This window comes from Thauera butanivorans (assembly GCF_048398245.1).
GTDB lineage: Bacteria > Pseudomonadota > Gammaproteobacteria > Burkholderiales > Rhodocyclaceae > Thauera > Thauera butanivorans.
Map to the genome: position 1 here is coordinate 2,016,562 of NZ_CP183038.1, position 14,129 is coordinate 2,030,690.

Here is a 14,129-nt window from a genome sequence, read left to right on the forward strand (position 1 = left end):
GACTGGGCAATGGCTGGCAAGTGGAAATCGGCTTGCGGCCGCGTCTGGATTAGAATTCCGCTCCCCACGCGGCTTGCCGCGCCCCTGATGAACCCGTTTCGAGGAAGTACCGGTTTGCGCCTGCTGCTCGCTCCGATGGAAGGCCTGCTCGACGACGTGCTGCGTGCCGCGCTGACCGCGTCGGGCGGCTACGATCACGTGGTGACCGAGTTCGCGCGAGTGTCCGGCACGCTGCTGCCCGAGCGCTTCTTCCGCCGCATTGCGCCGGAGCTGCGGCAGGGCAGCCGTACCGAGGGCGGAACGCCGGTGCATGTGCAGTTGCTCGGCTCCGATCCGGCGTGCATGCACGACAACGCGGCGCAGCTGGCCAGCCTGGCACCGGCAGGCGTGGATCTCAACTTCGGCTGCCCGGCGCCGACGGTGAATCGCCATCGCGGCGGTGCGGCGCTGCTGAACGAGCCCGAGCTACTGAACCGTATCGCCGTTGCCGTGCGCGCCGCCGTGCCGGCATCGATTCCGCTCAGCGCCAAGATGCGGCTGGGCATCGACGATGCGGGGAGGGCGATCGAATGCGCGCAGGCGCTGAGCGAAGGCGGTGCCGGCACGCTGGTCGTGCATGCGCGCACCAAGGCCGACGGTTATCGCCCGCCGGCGCACTGGGAGTGGGTCGCCCGCATCGACGATGCCGTGGCGGTGCCGGTGGTGGCCAATGGCGAAGTCTGGAGCGCGGCCGACTGGCGGCGCTGCCGGGCGGTGTCCGGCGTCGACGACGTGATGCTGGGCCGCGGCGCGGTGGCGGACCCTTTCCTGGCCGCGCGCATCCGTGCCGGCAGGCTGGAACAGCCCGATGCCGAGGAGCGGGCGCACGAATGGGCAGCGCTGCTGCCGCTGATCGGCGCCTTCCGCGAGCGCGTCAGGCACAAGGTCGAGGCGAAGCACGCTCCCGGGCGCATCAAGCAATGGCTTCACCTGCTGGCGCGCAATTATCCGCAGGCGCAGCAGTTGTTCGCTGCCATCCGCAGCCTGCGCACGCTGGCCGAAGTCGAAGGCGCGCTGCGGCGCCACGGCGTGCCGGCGCCGGCCATCAATCCACCGAGCACCGCATGAGCTACGCCAATTCCCGCATTCCGCAAAGCGCCCAGCATGGCATCCATGAGCGCCTCGACGCACTGGTGCGCAAGCATCTGGCCGAGCCCTTCCGCAAGCCGATCACGCCCTGGAACCGCGAAGCCTTCGACCTCAGCCTCGCCGGCTGGGATGGCAAGGCGCCGCTGATCCTGGACGCGGGCTGCGGTGTCGGCCACAGCAGCATCCAGATCGCGCGCGCCCATCCCGATCACTGGGTGATCGGCGTCGACCAGTCGCAGGACCGGCTCGAACGCAAGAAGCCTTACCCGGACGCGCTGATGCCGCGCAACCTGGTGTTCGTCCGCGCCGACCTGGTCGACTATTGGCGCCTGCTCGACGAGGCGGGGCTGCGGCTGGCGCGGCACTACATCCTGTATCCGAACCCCTGGCCCAAGATCGGCCACGTCGCCCGGCGCTGGCATGCGCATCCGGTATTCCCCTTCATTCCGCGTCTGGGCGGTGTGCTGGAATGCCGCAGCAACTGGGATGTCTATATTCAGGAGATGGCGGCGGCGCTGTCGATCGCGCTCGGGCGGGAAATACGGTGGGAAAGTTTCCCCGCCGAAGTGCCGATCAGCCCCTTCGAGCGCAAGTACCGCGATTCCGGTCAGACGCTGTACCGGCTCGAAGTCGATCTGCGCGGCGAGCCCTGCTGATTCGCTTGCCGTCCGGCGCGGCTTCGGCCACCCTTGCAGCCATTTCCGGAGAATTGACATGACCGAGCCCCACAACCCCTATCTGATGAGCGACGAGGATTTCGAGGCGCTCGAAGAAGTGCTGACCTCCGACATCGTCCCCGAGGACTGCATGGACCTCGAGATGCTCGACGGCTTCCTTGCCGGCGTGCTGATCTCGCCGCGGCCGATTCCGGTGGAGCGCTGGCTGCCGGACGTCTGGTCCGCGCATGGCGAGGAGGCGAGCTTCAGCGGCGGCCGCGGGCTGCAGCGGGCGATCCGCCTGGTGAAGGCCTATTACAACGAGATGGTAAGCACGCTCGGCCTCGACGACGATGACGAGATCTGCTGGGAGCCTTTCTGCTTCGCCATCGCCGAAGGCGACACGCTGAAAGTCGGCGAGGAATGGCTGGAAGGCTTCGCCCAGGGCCTGGATCTGTGGCCGCAGGGCTGGGAAGAAGGCCTGGACGAAGAGACCGTCACCGCCGTGCGGGACACGCTGGACGAAGTGCTGGCGCCGTGGGCGGAGGATTCCGCTGCCGAAGCCGGCGAGGAAACGCGCCTGGAATGGCTGGGGGCGATGGGCGAAGCGGTCAACGACATCTATGCGCATTGGCGGGATGCCGGCATTCCGGCGCCGGCACTGCTCGAAGCGGATGCGCCGCGCGAGCCCGCCGCCGCCGGCCCCGGCCGCAACGATCCTTGCCCCTGCGGCAGCGGCAAGAAGTTCAAGAAGTGCTGCGGCGCGCTCGACGATGGTGGGGCAGCCTGACGACCACTGCACGCGTTGCGGCGCGTGCTGTGCTGCATTCCGTGTCGATTTCCACCATTCCGAACTCGAAAGCATCACGCCGGGCGGCGTTCCGGATGGCCTGACGGTGCCGGTCACCGCCACGCTGGTGCGCATGCGCGGCACCGATGCCGCGCCACCGCGCTGTGTGGCGCTGGCCGGCGAGATCGGCACGGCGGTGCGATGTACGCTGTATGCCAGCCGGCCTTCGCCGTGCCGGGATTTCGCGCCCTATGCGGCGCTGGGCATCGGCGAGGACGCCTGCGACCGCGCCCGTGCGCGGCATGGGCTGCCGCCGCTGGGTTGATTCCATTGCTGAAAACATTTATGGCGAATGACTGATAAAAAGGCTTTCTGGATGTTTTTGGGCGCTTTTCGCAGTGCTAAGCCTATGCGGCAGAACACACTGCCGGCAACAGTCTCTTCGTCGAGGCAGCCTTATGGATCGCGCGTACCGGTAGCTCCTGGTGCGACCTTCCCAAGGAGTTCGGCCTTTGGATCTAGCCGCCGATCGCATCTGCAATTTGATCGGTAGCCCATCTTTGGCGGCAGGCACGCAGATCTACTATGGTCTGTACGCTATCCGGACCGAGTACGAAATCTACAGCAAACGGGGCGATGCAGCCGTGCCATTCGTTGCCTGCTACCGGTGCGAGCCAAAGGCGGTTGGCGCCTGGCGCAAAGCGACAGACCTCGAACTCAGTGAAATCTGGAATACGGCTTAACCAATGAGCAATCGCCTTGTAACCGGCTTCTTTGGCAGAGAAGATTAACGTAGCCAGCGCCGGGTATATTTCTGGCTGTAGCAGCACACGCTCGGCGGCGGTGCAGCACAAGGCAAGTATGCTTTCTAGTCGCTCGCCTGTTGCGATATTCTCACAATCCAGTCCGATGCCGCCAGCGCCATTGCTGCGCCCCACCATGGCCGCCGCCAACGTGGGGCTATGGCTGATAGAGCCGACAAAACCCTCTGGCCACAGTGGCACCCCATCGGCATTGCGGCCAACGTTGGCCGCCACGCAACCCAGCCTGCTCAGTGCCTGCTCGGCACACAGCCTGCCGGCCAGAAAAGACAATTGCCGCGCCCGAATCGCACGAGCCGGCATCATGGGATGCAGGTCGGCCAGTGACACACCGTGCAATAAAGCATCCAGCGCTGGTAGGGATACACTACATCTAGCCACCTCTCTTCCTGTACCGGGCAAGTCTTCCCACAAAGTCGACAAAGCAGCCATCAGCGCCGGCATAGTCAGCTTGTTCATCATGGCGTGATCAGAATATTACGCTGATGCCGACCCCCAGGCTGCGTCCCCGGCCCGGCGCGCCGATGCGGGCGTCCGAACCGCCAGGGAAATAGGGGGCGATGTAATAGCCATACAGGTCGTACTGTTCGTCGAGCAGATTGTCGGCCCACAGATAGACTTCGGTACCGCCTTGCTGCAGGCCCAGGCGCAGATCGAGCTTGTTGTAGGCTTTCAGGTCGAAGGTGTTCTGCGGATCGGCCGGCCGCTTGCCGACGTAGCGGTTGGTGAGCTTGGCGTTGAGGCGCGGGTTGGCCATGCCGAGCATCGCCGGCAGGGCGGTTTCGTAGGTGGCCGACAGGGTGGCGCCCCAGCGCGGCACTTCCGGCACGCCGTTGCCGCTGCGCACGTCGCTCGCGGCGCCGGCGCTGCCCGTGCCCTTGATCCTGGCCCGCGTGTAGGCGACCCCGCCGGACAGGGTGAGCCCGCGCGTGGCGCGCCATTGGGCGTCGACTTCGAGGCCTCGGCTCTCGGTGTCGCGGTTGTCCTTGTTGGTCGCCATGGTCATGGGGTCGAACATCAGCATGTGGTCGTTCTTGACGCGATTCAGGAACAACGCGGTGTTCCAGGCCAGGCGCTTGTCGGCGCTTTCGAACTTCAGGCCGGCCTCGTAGCTATTCACGGTGGCGGCCTTGTAGGGAGTGTCGGGCTGCAGGGCGGTGAAGTTGGTGCCTTCGTCGTCGAAGCCGCCGGCCTTGTAGCCGCGCGCATAGATGCCATAGACGTTGAGCTGCGGGCTGAGCGCGTGGCCCAGGGCGACGCGCCCGGTGGCGTAGTTGTCCGACAGCTTCTGATTGTCGCGTGCCTCGCGGATCGGGCTGCTGTTGTCGGGGCTGGCGATCCACAGGGCCTTGTAGGTCTTCTTTTCGCGCGTGTAGCGTCCGCCCAGCGTCAGTTTGGTGGCATCGCTGAGCGGCCAGGTCGCTTCGGCGAAGACCGCGTCGGCGTCGGTGGTGAAGTCGCGGAAGGTGTCGGAGGCGGTCGGGTTGTCCGGGTAGAAGGTATCGTAGGAGTCGATGCGGTCCAGCGAGCGATCAGCGCGGTAACGGTTCAGACCGACCACCCAGAACACGCGTGCCTGCGGCGCCGAAGCCAGGCGCACTTCGTGGTTCCAGGCCTTTTCGCGCACCACGCTGCTCCAGCTCGCGTCGGGGGCGAAGCCGATCAGTTGCGTGTAGGTGCGCCCTTCGTAGATCGGCGTGGTGCTGTCGTGGTGGGTGCGCGAATAGCCGCTGAGCAGGGTCAGCACCGAGTGTTCGAAGTCGTGTTTGAGTTCGGCGTTGTAGCGGTTGACCGTGCGGCGGTTCGATTCGCCGCCCGGCGGGCCGTCGACTTGCGCAGGATCGCCGTAGGGGTGGAGCAGATAAATCCAGTCGCGGTGCTTCTGCACCTCGCGCCCGGCGCTGAAGTTGAGCGTGGTGTCCGCGCCGATCTGCCACAGCAGGCTGGCGCGGCCGGTCTGTTCGCGCGGCTCGTTCAGCGGTTTGCCGTCGCGCGCGTTCTCGATGTGGTTGTCGATGCCGGAGCTACGCAGTGCCACGCGCGCGGCCACGCTGTCGCTGAGCGGGCCGCTGACCACGCCTTCGACGAGCCGGTGGTGATCCTCGCCGATTTCCGCGCGCACCTGGCCTTCGAACCAGCGCGTGGGCTTGCGCGTGACGATGTTGACCGCGCCGGCTTCCGAATTGCGCCCGAACAGCGTGCCCTGTGGTCCCTTGAGGACTTCCACGCGTTCCACGTCGAGTACGTTCAGTGTCGCGCTGGAGGCCGACATCGGCATGCCGTCGACGTTGAGGATCACCGAGGTGTCGTCGCCGCTGACCTTTTGCAGCGCGCCGACGCCGCGGATGCGCAGGGTGGTGTTGGCCACGCCCATGTTGGTGACGAAATCGACGCCGGGCGTCTGCCGCAGCACGTCCTCCAGCGAATGCAGGCGGCGTGCCTCGGCTTCCTCGCCGCTGATCGCGGTGACGCTGAAGGGAATGTCCTTGAGCTGTTCCTCGGCGCGGCGGGCACTCACCGTCACGGTGCCCAGCGTGACGGCGGTTTCGCCGTCGGGGGCGCCGCCGTCGGCATGGGCGGCCGCTCCCGTGCCCAGTGCGAACAGGCCGGTCAGCGCCAGCGCCAGCGGCGTGAAACGCGGCGCGTGGCCGGGCGCATGGCGGCGATGGGCGGGAAGGGAGTGGGCGGGGTGCGGCATGTTCATGATTGACCTCTCAGACTTCATCGAACTGCGTGGAATGGGTGGGTGACGGCCGGGCCGCTGCGGACGCGGCCGCCGGGTCCGCAGCGGCGGATACCGGCAGCGGCAGACAGAAGGGCACCCGCCGGCCGTCCACATCGCGGTACACCTGCTCGGTGCGCAGGCCGAACAGGGTTTCGGTGAGCGCTCCATCGACCACCTGTGCGGGCGGACCGTCGGCGACGATGCGTCCGTCGCGCATCGCCAGCAGGCGATCGGAGTACTGGCTGGCCTGGTTGATGTCGTGCAGCACCATGGCGATGGTCAGGCCGTGTTCGCGCTGCAGCGCGGCGAGCAGTTCCAGCAGTTCCGCCTGGTGGCCCATGTCTAGCCAGGTGGTGGGTTCGTCGAGCAACAGGATGCCGGCCTGCTGCGCCAGGGTCATCGCCAGCCAGGCGCGCTGGCGTTCGCCGCCGGACAGGGTGCTGAAGGCGCGCTGCTGCAGGTGGGCGATGCGGGTGGCCTGCATCGCCCAGTCGATGATTTCTTCGTCGCCGGCGTTGTGGCGCGCCAGCAGCCCCTGGTGTGGATAGCGGCCGTGGCCGACCAGTTGGCGCACGCTGATGCCGTCCGGCGCCGCAGGCGCCTGCGGCAGGCTGGCCAGGCGCCGTGCGAGCATTTTCGGTTTCCAGTTCGGCAGCGGGCGGCCGTCCAGGCAGACCTGGCCGGTGGCAGGCTTCAACAGCCCGCCGAGGGCGCGCAGCAGCGTCGATTTGCCGCAGCCGTTGGGGCCGATGACGCAGGTGAGGGTGCCGGGGGCGAGCCGCAGTTCGGTGACTTCGACGATGCTGCGCGGGCCGTAGGCCAGTTTGAGCGCGGTGGCATGCAGCGTCATGACTGCCTCCCCGCGTGACGCTGGAGCAGGATCAGGAAGACCGGGATGCCGATCAGCGTGGTCAGCACGCCGACCGGCAGTTCGAGCGGGCTGATCGCGGTGCGCGCGACGATGTCCGCGCCCAGCGTCAACAGCGCGCCGCACAGCGCGCTGACCGGCAGCAGGCGGCGCAGCTCGCTGCCCACCAGCAGGCGGGCGAAGTGCGGAATCACCAGGCCGACGAAGCCGATCGGCCCGGCCACGGCGATGGCGCTGGCGGCCAGCAGCACCGCGACCACCAGCGCCGCCAGCCGCCAGCGCAGCAGATGCAGGCCCAGGCCGCGGGCGACGTCGTCGTCGAAGCGCAGCAGCGACAGCGGGCGCAGCAGCAGCCAGGCGCCCGCCAGCCCGAGCACGGACCACGGCAGCAGCGCGAGGTGGTCGAAATCGCGCCCGTACAGGCTGCCAGCCAGCCAGATCACGGTGATCTCGGTACGCGCGCCGCCCCAGGCCACCACGATCCACATGACCAGCGCGTTGAGCACGGCGCCCACGGCCACGCCGTTGAGCGCCAGCCGCACCGGGCTGATCGCGGCGCGCCACGACAGCGCGAGCACCAGCAGCGCGCTGCCCAGCCCGCCGAGCAGGGCGGCGAAGGGCAGGCCGGCGAGCGTGAGCAGGCGGCCGCCGTCGTGCCCCAGACTGGCGTTGATGAAGTCGGCGAGCAGCAGAAAGGCCACGATGGCCAGGCTGGCGCCGCTGGACACGCCGATGACGCCGGGGTCGGCGAGCGGATTGCGGATCACCGCCTGCAGGATCAGGCCCGACAGTGCGAAATGCAGCCCGACCACCACGGCGAGCAAGCTGCGCGGCAGGCGCAGGTTCCACAGCAGGGCATGGGTGGTGGCATCGCCCTCGCCGCTCAGCGCCAGCCAGATCTGCCGTGCCTCCAGCGGTACCGCGCCGAGCAGCAGGGACAGCCCCAGCAGTGCGGCCAGGGCGGCGAGCAAGAGGGCGCCGACCAGCATGAAGCGCCAGCGGGCAGGGGAGGCGCTGCGGGTGGGGGCCGCGAACGCGATGAATGAACGGGTGCCCATGTCAGTTTTCCTGCTTGCGGATCAGGTGAATCAGCAGCGGGCCGCCGAGCAGCACGCACAGGATGCCGACCGGCACCATGCGCCAATTGGCGACCAGATCGGCTCCGCATACCAGGCTGGCGCCGACCAGCGCCGACAGGGGCAGCAGTTGCCGGTGGCCGAGGGCGCCGCCGCGCGGGCGCAGGCCGAAGCGCACCAGATGCGGCGCCACCAGGCCGATGAAGGCGAGCGGGCCGGTGGCCGCCACCGCCGCGGCGGTCAGCAGTACCGCCAGCGCGCCGAACAGCAGGCGCCAGGTGGCGATGCGCATGCCGAGCGCGCGCAGCACGCTGTCGTCCAGCGCCAGCAGATCGAGCAGGCGCGCGCAGGCCGCGCCCAGCGCGAGGCCGAGCAGCACCCAGGGCCACAGCAGATGCACGTGCTGCCAGGTCCGGTTGGCCAGGCTGCCGGTCAGCCAGTAGTAGATGCCGTTGGCCTCGACGCTGGAGGACACCAGCAGCAGCGTGATCGCCGCGGCGAAGAACAGGTTGACGCTCATGCCGGTCAGCGTCAGGTACAGCGGCTGCAGGCGCGTGCGGGCGGCCAGGCCGAAGGTGAGCAGCGCGGCGAACACGCCGCCGGCGATGCCGCACAGCAGCATGCGGGCGGCGGGCAGGTCGAACAGCACCATGCTGGCGACCATGCCGAACGCGGCGCCGGCGCTGACCCCCATCAGGCCGGGTTCGCCCAGCGGATTGCGGGTGATGGACTGGATGATCGCGCCGGCCATGCCCAAGCCCGCGCCGGCCAGCACACCGACCAGCAGGCGCGGCAGGCGCAGTTCGCGGACGATGAAGGCCGCGTTGTCGTCGGCGCCCGGCAGCAGGGCCTGGGCCACGGCATGCGCCGACAGGGGAAAGTCGCCCAGCAACAGCGCGCCGGCCGCGCCCAGGCACAGCAGCAGCGCGCAGGCGGCGATCAGCGGGTGTGTGGCGGTAGCTGCGGCCGCCGCCGCGTGGCGAAGCGCGGGCATCGAGTTTCAGCGCGCGAAGCGCATCGCGCTGGCACGCGCGCCGGCCGGGATGTCGTCGGGCGGGGGGAACTGCGCCGGGTACAGCAGGTGGGCCAGTTCGCGCAGCACCATGTCGCGCGCGATCGGTCCGTGGGGCATCACGTACTGGTCGCCGACGCGCCAGGCACGGCCATTCTTTACCGACTTCAGGCGCGGCCAGATCGGATGGTCGACGAACGGCCCCTCGTCGCCCTTGAACGAGATGATGACGTCTGGGTCGAGGCCGAGCAGGTTTTCCAGCGTGATCGCGGCGGAGTCCGGCGAAGCCAGTTGCGGGGTCGGGCTGGCGCCCTGCACATTGGTCGCGCCCAGCCGCGCAATGATATGGGTGGAGAGATGATGGTCGTAGAAGGCGAACGGCACATCGGCCCAATGCCACAGAAATATCACGGTGAGGCCGCCCGGCGCCCGTTCGGCGTACTCGTCCAGTGTTTCCAGGAACGCCGCGTTGAGTGCCTCGCCACGTGCGGCGTCGCCCAGCGCGGTGGCGGCGCGCGTCACTGCGTGCAGAGAATCGTCCAGCGTGATCAGATCGAAGGCGAGGAAGCGGCCGATTTCCTCGAACTTCTTTTCGAACGGTTCGGTATAGGTGCGCAGGCCGATGATCAGATCGGGTGCCAGCGTGGTCAGCACTTCCAGATTGGTCTCGTGCACCTCGCCCAGATTGACCGCACCGCGGGTCGCGTCGCCGAGAAAGGCGGACTGCTTGTTGTTCAGCGTTGACAACCCATCCACCTTGCGCCCCAGCGCGGCGAGCAGATCGGCGCCGAAGGTCGACACCGAGGCCACCGAACGGGGCAGGCGCTCGATGGTCACCGACTTGCCGCGGTCGTCGACGATCGTGACCGGATAGCCTTGTGCGACGGCGGGCGTGCCGCCGAGCGCGGTGGCGGTCAGCAGCGCGATCAAGGCGGCGCGCAGCGGCTGTATGGGAGAAAAAGCGTGGGTGGGGTGTGGCGCGTGCATGGACGGTCCGGGCTTGCAGTCGGGATGGACGGCAGTATTCTTTTCGCGCGACACGCTCACTACCCGAATCGGTAATCATTTCAATATGCATCACGCACCGATCCGGGTGGCGGTGCCATGGCGGCCTGCCTAAGCTGGCGCGACTTTCCGCAAGCCGGCCTGCTACCTTATGGAACACACTCAGGACCACGCCGACACTTGGCGTCTGTTGCGCCTGCTGACGGCGGGGCGGCGTGCGCGCCTGTTCGCGGCCTTGCCGGTGACGCTGGTGGCGGTGCTGGCCGAGCTGGCGCCGTTCTGGCTGCTGTACCGCGCCATCGAAACGCTGATCGCGGCGCCGCAGGCACTGGCGGCGATGCTGTACGAACTGGCCGCCTGGCTGGCCGCCGCGCTGCTGCTCAAGTATCTGGCCTACGGCGGCGCCTATGTGCTCAGCCATCACGCCGCCTACGACATCATGGCGGCGATCCGGTGCCGCCTGGTGGCGCATCTGGCGCGCGCGCCGCTGCACTGGCTGCACGAGCGCGGCGCGGGGGCGCTGAAGCAGTCCGTCATCCAGGATGTCGAGCGCATGGAAGCCTTCCTCGCCCATCACACGGTGGAGATCGCCGCCGCGGTGATGGCGCCGCTGTGCGTCGCCGCGCTGCTGTTCTGGGTGGATTGGCGCCTGGCCCTGGCGGTGCTGTCGGTGGGGCCGCTGGCGCTCGCCTGTAGCTGGGGCTTCATGCGCGGTGCGGGGCGCGATCACGATCAGTTCAGCCGCGCGACCGCGGAGCTGAACAACGCCACGGTCGAATACGTGCGCAACATGCCGGTGATGAAGGTGTTTTGCCGCGCGGCGGCCGATTTCCGGCTGCTGCAGCGGCGCCTGGAGGACTACTACCGCCTGGCCGAGCGCATCACCCGCCGCACGGTGCCGGGCTGGTCGCTGTTCACCAGCGTGCTGGGTGCGCATCTGCTGTTGCTGCTGCCCCTGGGCGCATGGCTGCATGGGCGCGGCGAAGTCACCGCGGCCCAGGTCGCGGTGGCGGTGGTTCTGGGCGCCGGGGTGTTCCGCCCCTTGTTGAAGGTCAGCCGCTTTTCCATGGAGATGCCGGAAATCTTCGCCGGCCTGCGCCGCATGGCGCCGATTCTGCGTCTGGCGGAAATGCCCCGCCTGCCGGCCGCCACCGCCACCGGGCCGTTGCAGGTGGCGCTGTCCGGGGTCGATTTCCGCTACCGCGGGCGGCCGATACTGGCCGATGTGAGCCTGACCCTGGCGCCGGGCAGCTTCAACGTGCTGGTCGGTCCGTCCGGTTCGGGCAAATCGACGCTGGCGCAGATCGTCGCCGGGGTGCTGGCGCCGCAGGCGGGGCAGGCCACCCTGAACGGCCGGCCGGCCGCTGCGCTGGCCGATGACGAACGGGCCCGCCTAGTGGCGTTCGCGACCCAGGACGTCTTTCTGTTCAGCGGCTCGGTGCGCGACAACCTGTGCTTGGCCCGGCCGCAGGCCGGCGAGGACGAGATCCGCCGGGCGGTGCGCGTGGCGCAGGCGGAAGCGTTCATCCTCGGCCTGCCGGCGGGCCTCGACACCCGGGTCAACGAACTGGGCGCGCGCCTGTCCGGCGGCGAACGCCAGCGCCTTGCCGTGGCGCGGGCCCTGCTGGCCGATACGCCGCTGCTGGTGCTGGACGAGGCCACCGCGTTCGCCGACAGCATGACGCAGCGCGCCTTCTTCGAAGCCTTGCGCGCCACCTATGCCGACAAGACGGTGCTGGTGGTGGCGCACCGGCTGTATGGCATCGAGCGCGCCGATCAGGTCCTGATCCTGGAGGCCGGCCGATTGACCGGCCGGGGTACGCACGACAGCCTGCTGCGCGAAAGCGCGTACTACCGCGCCATGTGGCGCTGCGAGGCATTGGGCGTGGCGTGGACGCTCGCGCGCCCGGCGGCGGACACGGGCGGCGAGGGCGAGCCGACGCCGTTCGCGGAGATGACGAATGGATGACGGCGCGGAAAATGCGGTCGATGGCGAAGTAACGGTGTGGCGCAGCGTGCGCCGCATCATGACGCGCAGCGGCGCCGCCGCCGGGCCGTTCTGGCTCGGCTTGGGCCTGCGCATCCTGGAGCGCTGCTGCGAGCTGCTGCCCTATCTGCTCGCCTATCTGTGGCTGCGCACGGTGCTGGCCGACCCCTGGCCGGGATTCGCCTGGGCAGCCGAGCCGCCGGCGCTGGCCGCGGCGCTGGCGGGTGTGTTCGGCCTGCAGTGGCTGCTGGCCTATCACGGCCAGCGCCTGTGCTTTCTGGGCAGCTACCGCATCATCCAGGCTTACCGCGCCGGGCTGACCGACCACGTGCGCAAGTTGCCGCTCGGCCTGCTGAGCAGCCGCCGCGTGGGGCATCTGGCCGACCTGCTGACCGACGACGTCAATCGCGTGGAATCGATCTTCACCCACGTCTCGGCGGATCTGGTGGCGGCGCTGGGGCTGGCGCTGACCACCATCGCGCTGCTGGCGTGGGTGGACGGGCGCCTGGCCGCGGCGCTTCTGTGCGTGGTGCCCGTGGCGGTGCTGGCGCTGACGCTCAGCCGCCGGGTGTTCGAACGCGCCGGGCTGCGCAAGCATGCACGCTACCGCGAAAGCGCCGGCCTGCTGGTGGAATTCGTCGGCGGGCTGGCCACGCTGCGCTTGTACAACCGCAGCGGCGACTGGCTGCAGCGGCTCGACCGCAGCTTCGAGGCCCTGCGGCGGCTCAGCCTGGACATCGAAAAATGGGGCGGCGGGCCGGTCACCCTGTACCGGCTGTGCGTCGAAGGCGGCCTGCTGTGCCTGCTGCTGGCCTGCGCCTGGCTGGCGCGCCCGGCGGACGCGGCGGCGGTGGACTGGCTGCTGTTCTTCCTGCTCGCCTACAAATTCATCGGCCCGCTGCTGGAGGCGGCCGAATACCTGCTCGTGCTGCGCTACGCCTGTCAGAGCGAAGTCAAGCTCGACGAGCTCTGGCGCACCCCGGCGCTGCCCGAACCCGCGCATGCTGCGTCGACGGCCGACCATACGGTGCGTTTCGATCATGTTTCGTTCGCCTACGACGGCGCGGCCGCGCTGCACGACGTCAGCTTCACCGTGCCCGAACGTACCGTCACCGCCATCGTCGGACCTTCCGGCGCGGGCAAGAGCAGCCTGCTGCATCTGTTGGCGCGCTTTTACGACCCCCAGCAGGGGCGCCTGTCCATCGGCGGGCTGGACCTGCGCGAGATCGGCAGCGAACGCCTGTACGGCCTGCTCGGCATGGTGTTCCAGCAGGTGCAGTTGTTCGACGGCAGCATTATGGACAATGTCCGCGTCGGTTGCGAACAGGCGAGCGACGAGGCGGTGCTGGCGGCCTGCGCCGCGGCCGACTGCGACGCCTTCGTCCGGCGTCTGCCCGAAGGCTATCGGACGCGTGTTGGGGAGGGGGGCATGGGCCTGTCCGGCGGTGAGCGCCAGCGTCTGTCGCTGGCCCGCGCGCTGCTCAAGCAGGCGCCGCTGCTGCTGCTCGACGAAGTCACTGCGGCGGTCGACGCCGAATCGCAGCGCGCCATCCAGCAGGCCGTCAACCGGCTGGCTGCGCACTGCACCGTGATCATGGTGGCACACCGCCTGCAGACGGTGCGGGAAGCCGACCAGATCGTGGTGCTGGACCAGGGGCGCGTGGTTGAACTCGGCACGCACGAGCGCCTGTTGCGCGCCGGCGGGCTGTATGCACGCATGTGGGCGGCGCAGGAGGCGTCCGGCGAGGTGCCGGGCGGCGCCGCGTGCTATGGGGTGGGGCACCCCGCAGGGGCGCAAACGATGGGTGATGTCGTTTGAACCTGTTCGAGGCCGTTTGACCCAGGCAACCCCGAGCGCCAGCGCCCCCAATCCTATCTCCGCCTTGCCTTGCCTTGCCCTGCACAGCTTGGCTTTCCTCTCCCCCCGCCAGACAAACACTCCCGTACATCCCCCCATCACTGCTCTGTCATCAGCCGTTACAGGAATGTATGCCGGATACGGGTTTTCCTGTCCCGTTTCGAGTAGTCGCCTGTTTAAGTGAATCTATATAATTTTCATTA

The 14,129-nt window shown here is 68.6% G+C and carries 12 protein-coding genes; 6 read left to right on the plus strand and 6 right to left on the minus strand.

Features of this window, described 5'->3' with window-relative positions; genetic code table 11:
• Positions 1–87 precede the first annotated feature (87 nt).
• The 4 genes from ACNQFN_RS09750 to ACNQFN_RS09765 are packed head-to-tail and all read left to right on the plus strand — an operon-like array spanning position 88 to position 2,899.
• Positions 88–1,107: a tRNA dihydrouridine synthase gene (locus ACNQFN_RS09750; RefSeq protein WP_418648679.1), complete on the plus strand. Its 1,020-nt coding sequence runs from the start codon at positions 88–90 to the stop codon at positions 1,105–1,107.
• Positions 1,104–1,784 (plus strand): tRNA (guanine(46)-N(7))-methyltransferase TrmB, encoded by a 681-nt coding sequence (gene trmB, locus ACNQFN_RS09755; RefSeq protein WP_418648680.1) that lies wholly within the window; start codon positions 1,104–1,106, stop codon positions 1,782–1,784. The genes ACNQFN_RS09750 and trmB overlap by 4 nt, the downstream gene beginning before the upstream one ends.
• A gap of 58 nt (positions 1,785–1,842) precedes the next feature.
• Complete coding sequence (locus ACNQFN_RS09760; RefSeq protein ID WP_068637641.1) at positions 1,843–2,574, plus strand: YecA family protein; 732 nt, start codon at positions 1,843–1,845, stop codon at positions 2,572–2,574.
• Positions 2,558–2,899: a YkgJ family cysteine cluster protein gene (locus ACNQFN_RS09765; protein WP_068637643.1), complete on the plus strand. Its 342-nt coding sequence runs from the start codon at positions 2,558–2,560 to the stop codon at positions 2,897–2,899. Before ACNQFN_RS09760 ends, ACNQFN_RS09765 begins: the two co-directional genes overlap by 17 nt.
• A gap of 193 nt (positions 2,900–3,092) precedes the next feature.
• Here the strand turns inward: ACNQFN_RS09765 and ACNQFN_RS09770 are convergent, their stop codons facing one another.
• The 6 genes from ACNQFN_RS09770 to ACNQFN_RS09795 are packed head-to-tail and all read right to left on the minus strand — an operon-like array spanning position 3,093 to position 10,063.
• Positions 3,093–3,857 (minus strand): 4'-phosphopantetheinyl transferase family protein, encoded by a 765-nt coding sequence (locus tag ACNQFN_RS09770; RefSeq protein ID WP_418648681.1) that lies wholly within the window; start codon positions 3,855–3,857, stop codon positions 3,093–3,095.
• Positions 3,858–3,864: 7 nt separating this feature from the next.
• Positions 3,865–6,099, minus strand: a complete 2,235-nt coding sequence (locus tag ACNQFN_RS09775; RefSeq protein ID WP_418648682.1) for a TonB-dependent receptor — start codon at positions 6,097–6,099, stop codon at positions 3,865–3,867.
• A 10-nt stretch (positions 6,100–6,109) separates the two neighbouring features.
• The gene (locus ACNQFN_RS09780; protein ID WP_418648683.1) at positions 6,110–6,970 is read right to left on the minus strand and encodes an ABC transporter ATP-binding protein; all 861 of its coding nucleotides are present in this window, start codon (positions 6,968–6,970) and stop codon (positions 6,110–6,112) included.
• Complete coding sequence (locus ACNQFN_RS09785) at positions 6,967–8,046, minus strand: FecCD family ABC transporter permease (RefSeq protein WP_418648684.1); 1,080 nt, start codon at positions 8,044–8,046, stop codon at positions 6,967–6,969. Before ACNQFN_RS09785 ends, ACNQFN_RS09780 begins: the two co-directional genes overlap by 4 nt.
• A gap of 1 nt (position 8,047) precedes the next feature.
• Complete coding sequence (locus tag ACNQFN_RS09790) at positions 8,048–9,058, minus strand: FecCD family ABC transporter permease (protein WP_418648685.1); 1,011 nt, start codon at positions 9,056–9,058, stop codon at positions 8,048–8,050.
• Between the two features lie 6 nt (positions 9,059–9,064).
• Positions 9,065–10,063, minus strand: a complete 999-nt coding sequence (locus tag ACNQFN_RS09795; RefSeq protein ID WP_418648686.1) for an ABC transporter substrate-binding protein — start codon at positions 10,061–10,063, stop codon at positions 9,065–9,067.
• 169 nt (positions 10,064–10,232) lie between these two features.
• Between ACNQFN_RS09795 and ACNQFN_RS09800 the strand changes: the two genes are divergently transcribed.
• Together ACNQFN_RS09800 and ACNQFN_RS09805 are read left to right on the plus strand one after the other, a co-directional pair.
• Positions 10,233–12,050, plus strand: coding sequence for an ABC transporter ATP-binding protein (locus tag ACNQFN_RS09800; protein ID WP_418648687.1), 1,818 nt, complete (start codon positions 10,233–10,235; stop codon positions 12,048–12,050).
• Positions 12,043–13,887, plus strand: a complete 1,845-nt coding sequence (locus tag ACNQFN_RS09805) for an ABC transporter ATP-binding protein (protein WP_418648688.1) — start codon at positions 12,043–12,045, stop codon at positions 13,885–13,887. The genes ACNQFN_RS09800 and ACNQFN_RS09805 overlap by 8 nt, the downstream gene beginning before the upstream one ends.
• The last annotated feature ends 242 nt before the right edge of the window (positions 13,888–14,129 follow it).

What these genes read in the sequence shown, in the direction of transcription:
- trmB (WP_418648680.1), top strand. Translation starts at nt 1,104, where the DNA reads ATGAGCTACGCCAATTCCCGCATTCCGCAAAGCGCCCAGCATGGCATC.
- ACNQFN_RS09795 (WP_418648686.1), bottom strand. Translation starts at nt 10,063, where the DNA reads ATGCACGCGCCACACCCCACCCACGCTTTTTCTCCCATACAGCCGCTG.
- ACNQFN_RS09790 (WP_418648685.1), bottom strand. Translation starts at nt 9,058, where the DNA reads ATGCCCGCGCTTCGCCACGCGGCGGCGGCCGCAGCTACCGCCACACAC.
- ACNQFN_RS09775 (WP_418648682.1), bottom strand. Translation starts at nt 6,099, where the DNA reads ATGAACATGCCGCACCCCGCCCACTCCCTTCCCGCCCATCGCCGCCAT.
- ACNQFN_RS09765 (WP_068637643.1), top strand. Translation starts at nt 2,558, where the DNA reads ATGGTGGGGCAGCCTGACGACCACTGCACGCGTTGCGGCGCGTGCTGT.
- ACNQFN_RS09800 (WP_418648687.1), top strand. Translation starts at nt 10,233, where the DNA reads ATGGAACACACTCAGGACCACGCCGACACTTGGCGTCTGTTGCGCCTG.
- ACNQFN_RS09805 (WP_418648688.1), top strand. Translation starts at nt 12,043, where the DNA reads ATGGATGACGGCGCGGAAAATGCGGTCGATGGCGAAGTAACGGTGTGG.
- ACNQFN_RS09770 (WP_418648681.1), bottom strand. Translation starts at nt 3,857, where the DNA reads ATGATGAACAAGCTGACTATGCCGGCGCTGATGGCTGCTTTGTCGACT.
- ACNQFN_RS09780 (WP_418648683.1), bottom strand. Translation starts at nt 6,970, where the DNA reads ATGACGCTGCATGCCACCGCGCTCAAACTGGCCTACGGCCCGCGCAGC.
- ACNQFN_RS09750 (WP_418648679.1), top strand. Translation starts at nt 88, where the DNA reads ATGAACCCGTTTCGAGGAAGTACCGGTTTGCGCCTGCTGCTCGCTCCG.
- ACNQFN_RS09760 (WP_068637641.1), top strand. Translation starts at nt 1,843, where the DNA reads ATGACCGAGCCCCACAACCCCTATCTGATGAGCGACGAGGATTTCGAG.
- ACNQFN_RS09785 (WP_418648684.1), bottom strand. Translation starts at nt 8,046, where the DNA reads ATGGGCACCCGTTCATTCATCGCGTTCGCGGCCCCCACCCGCAGCGCC.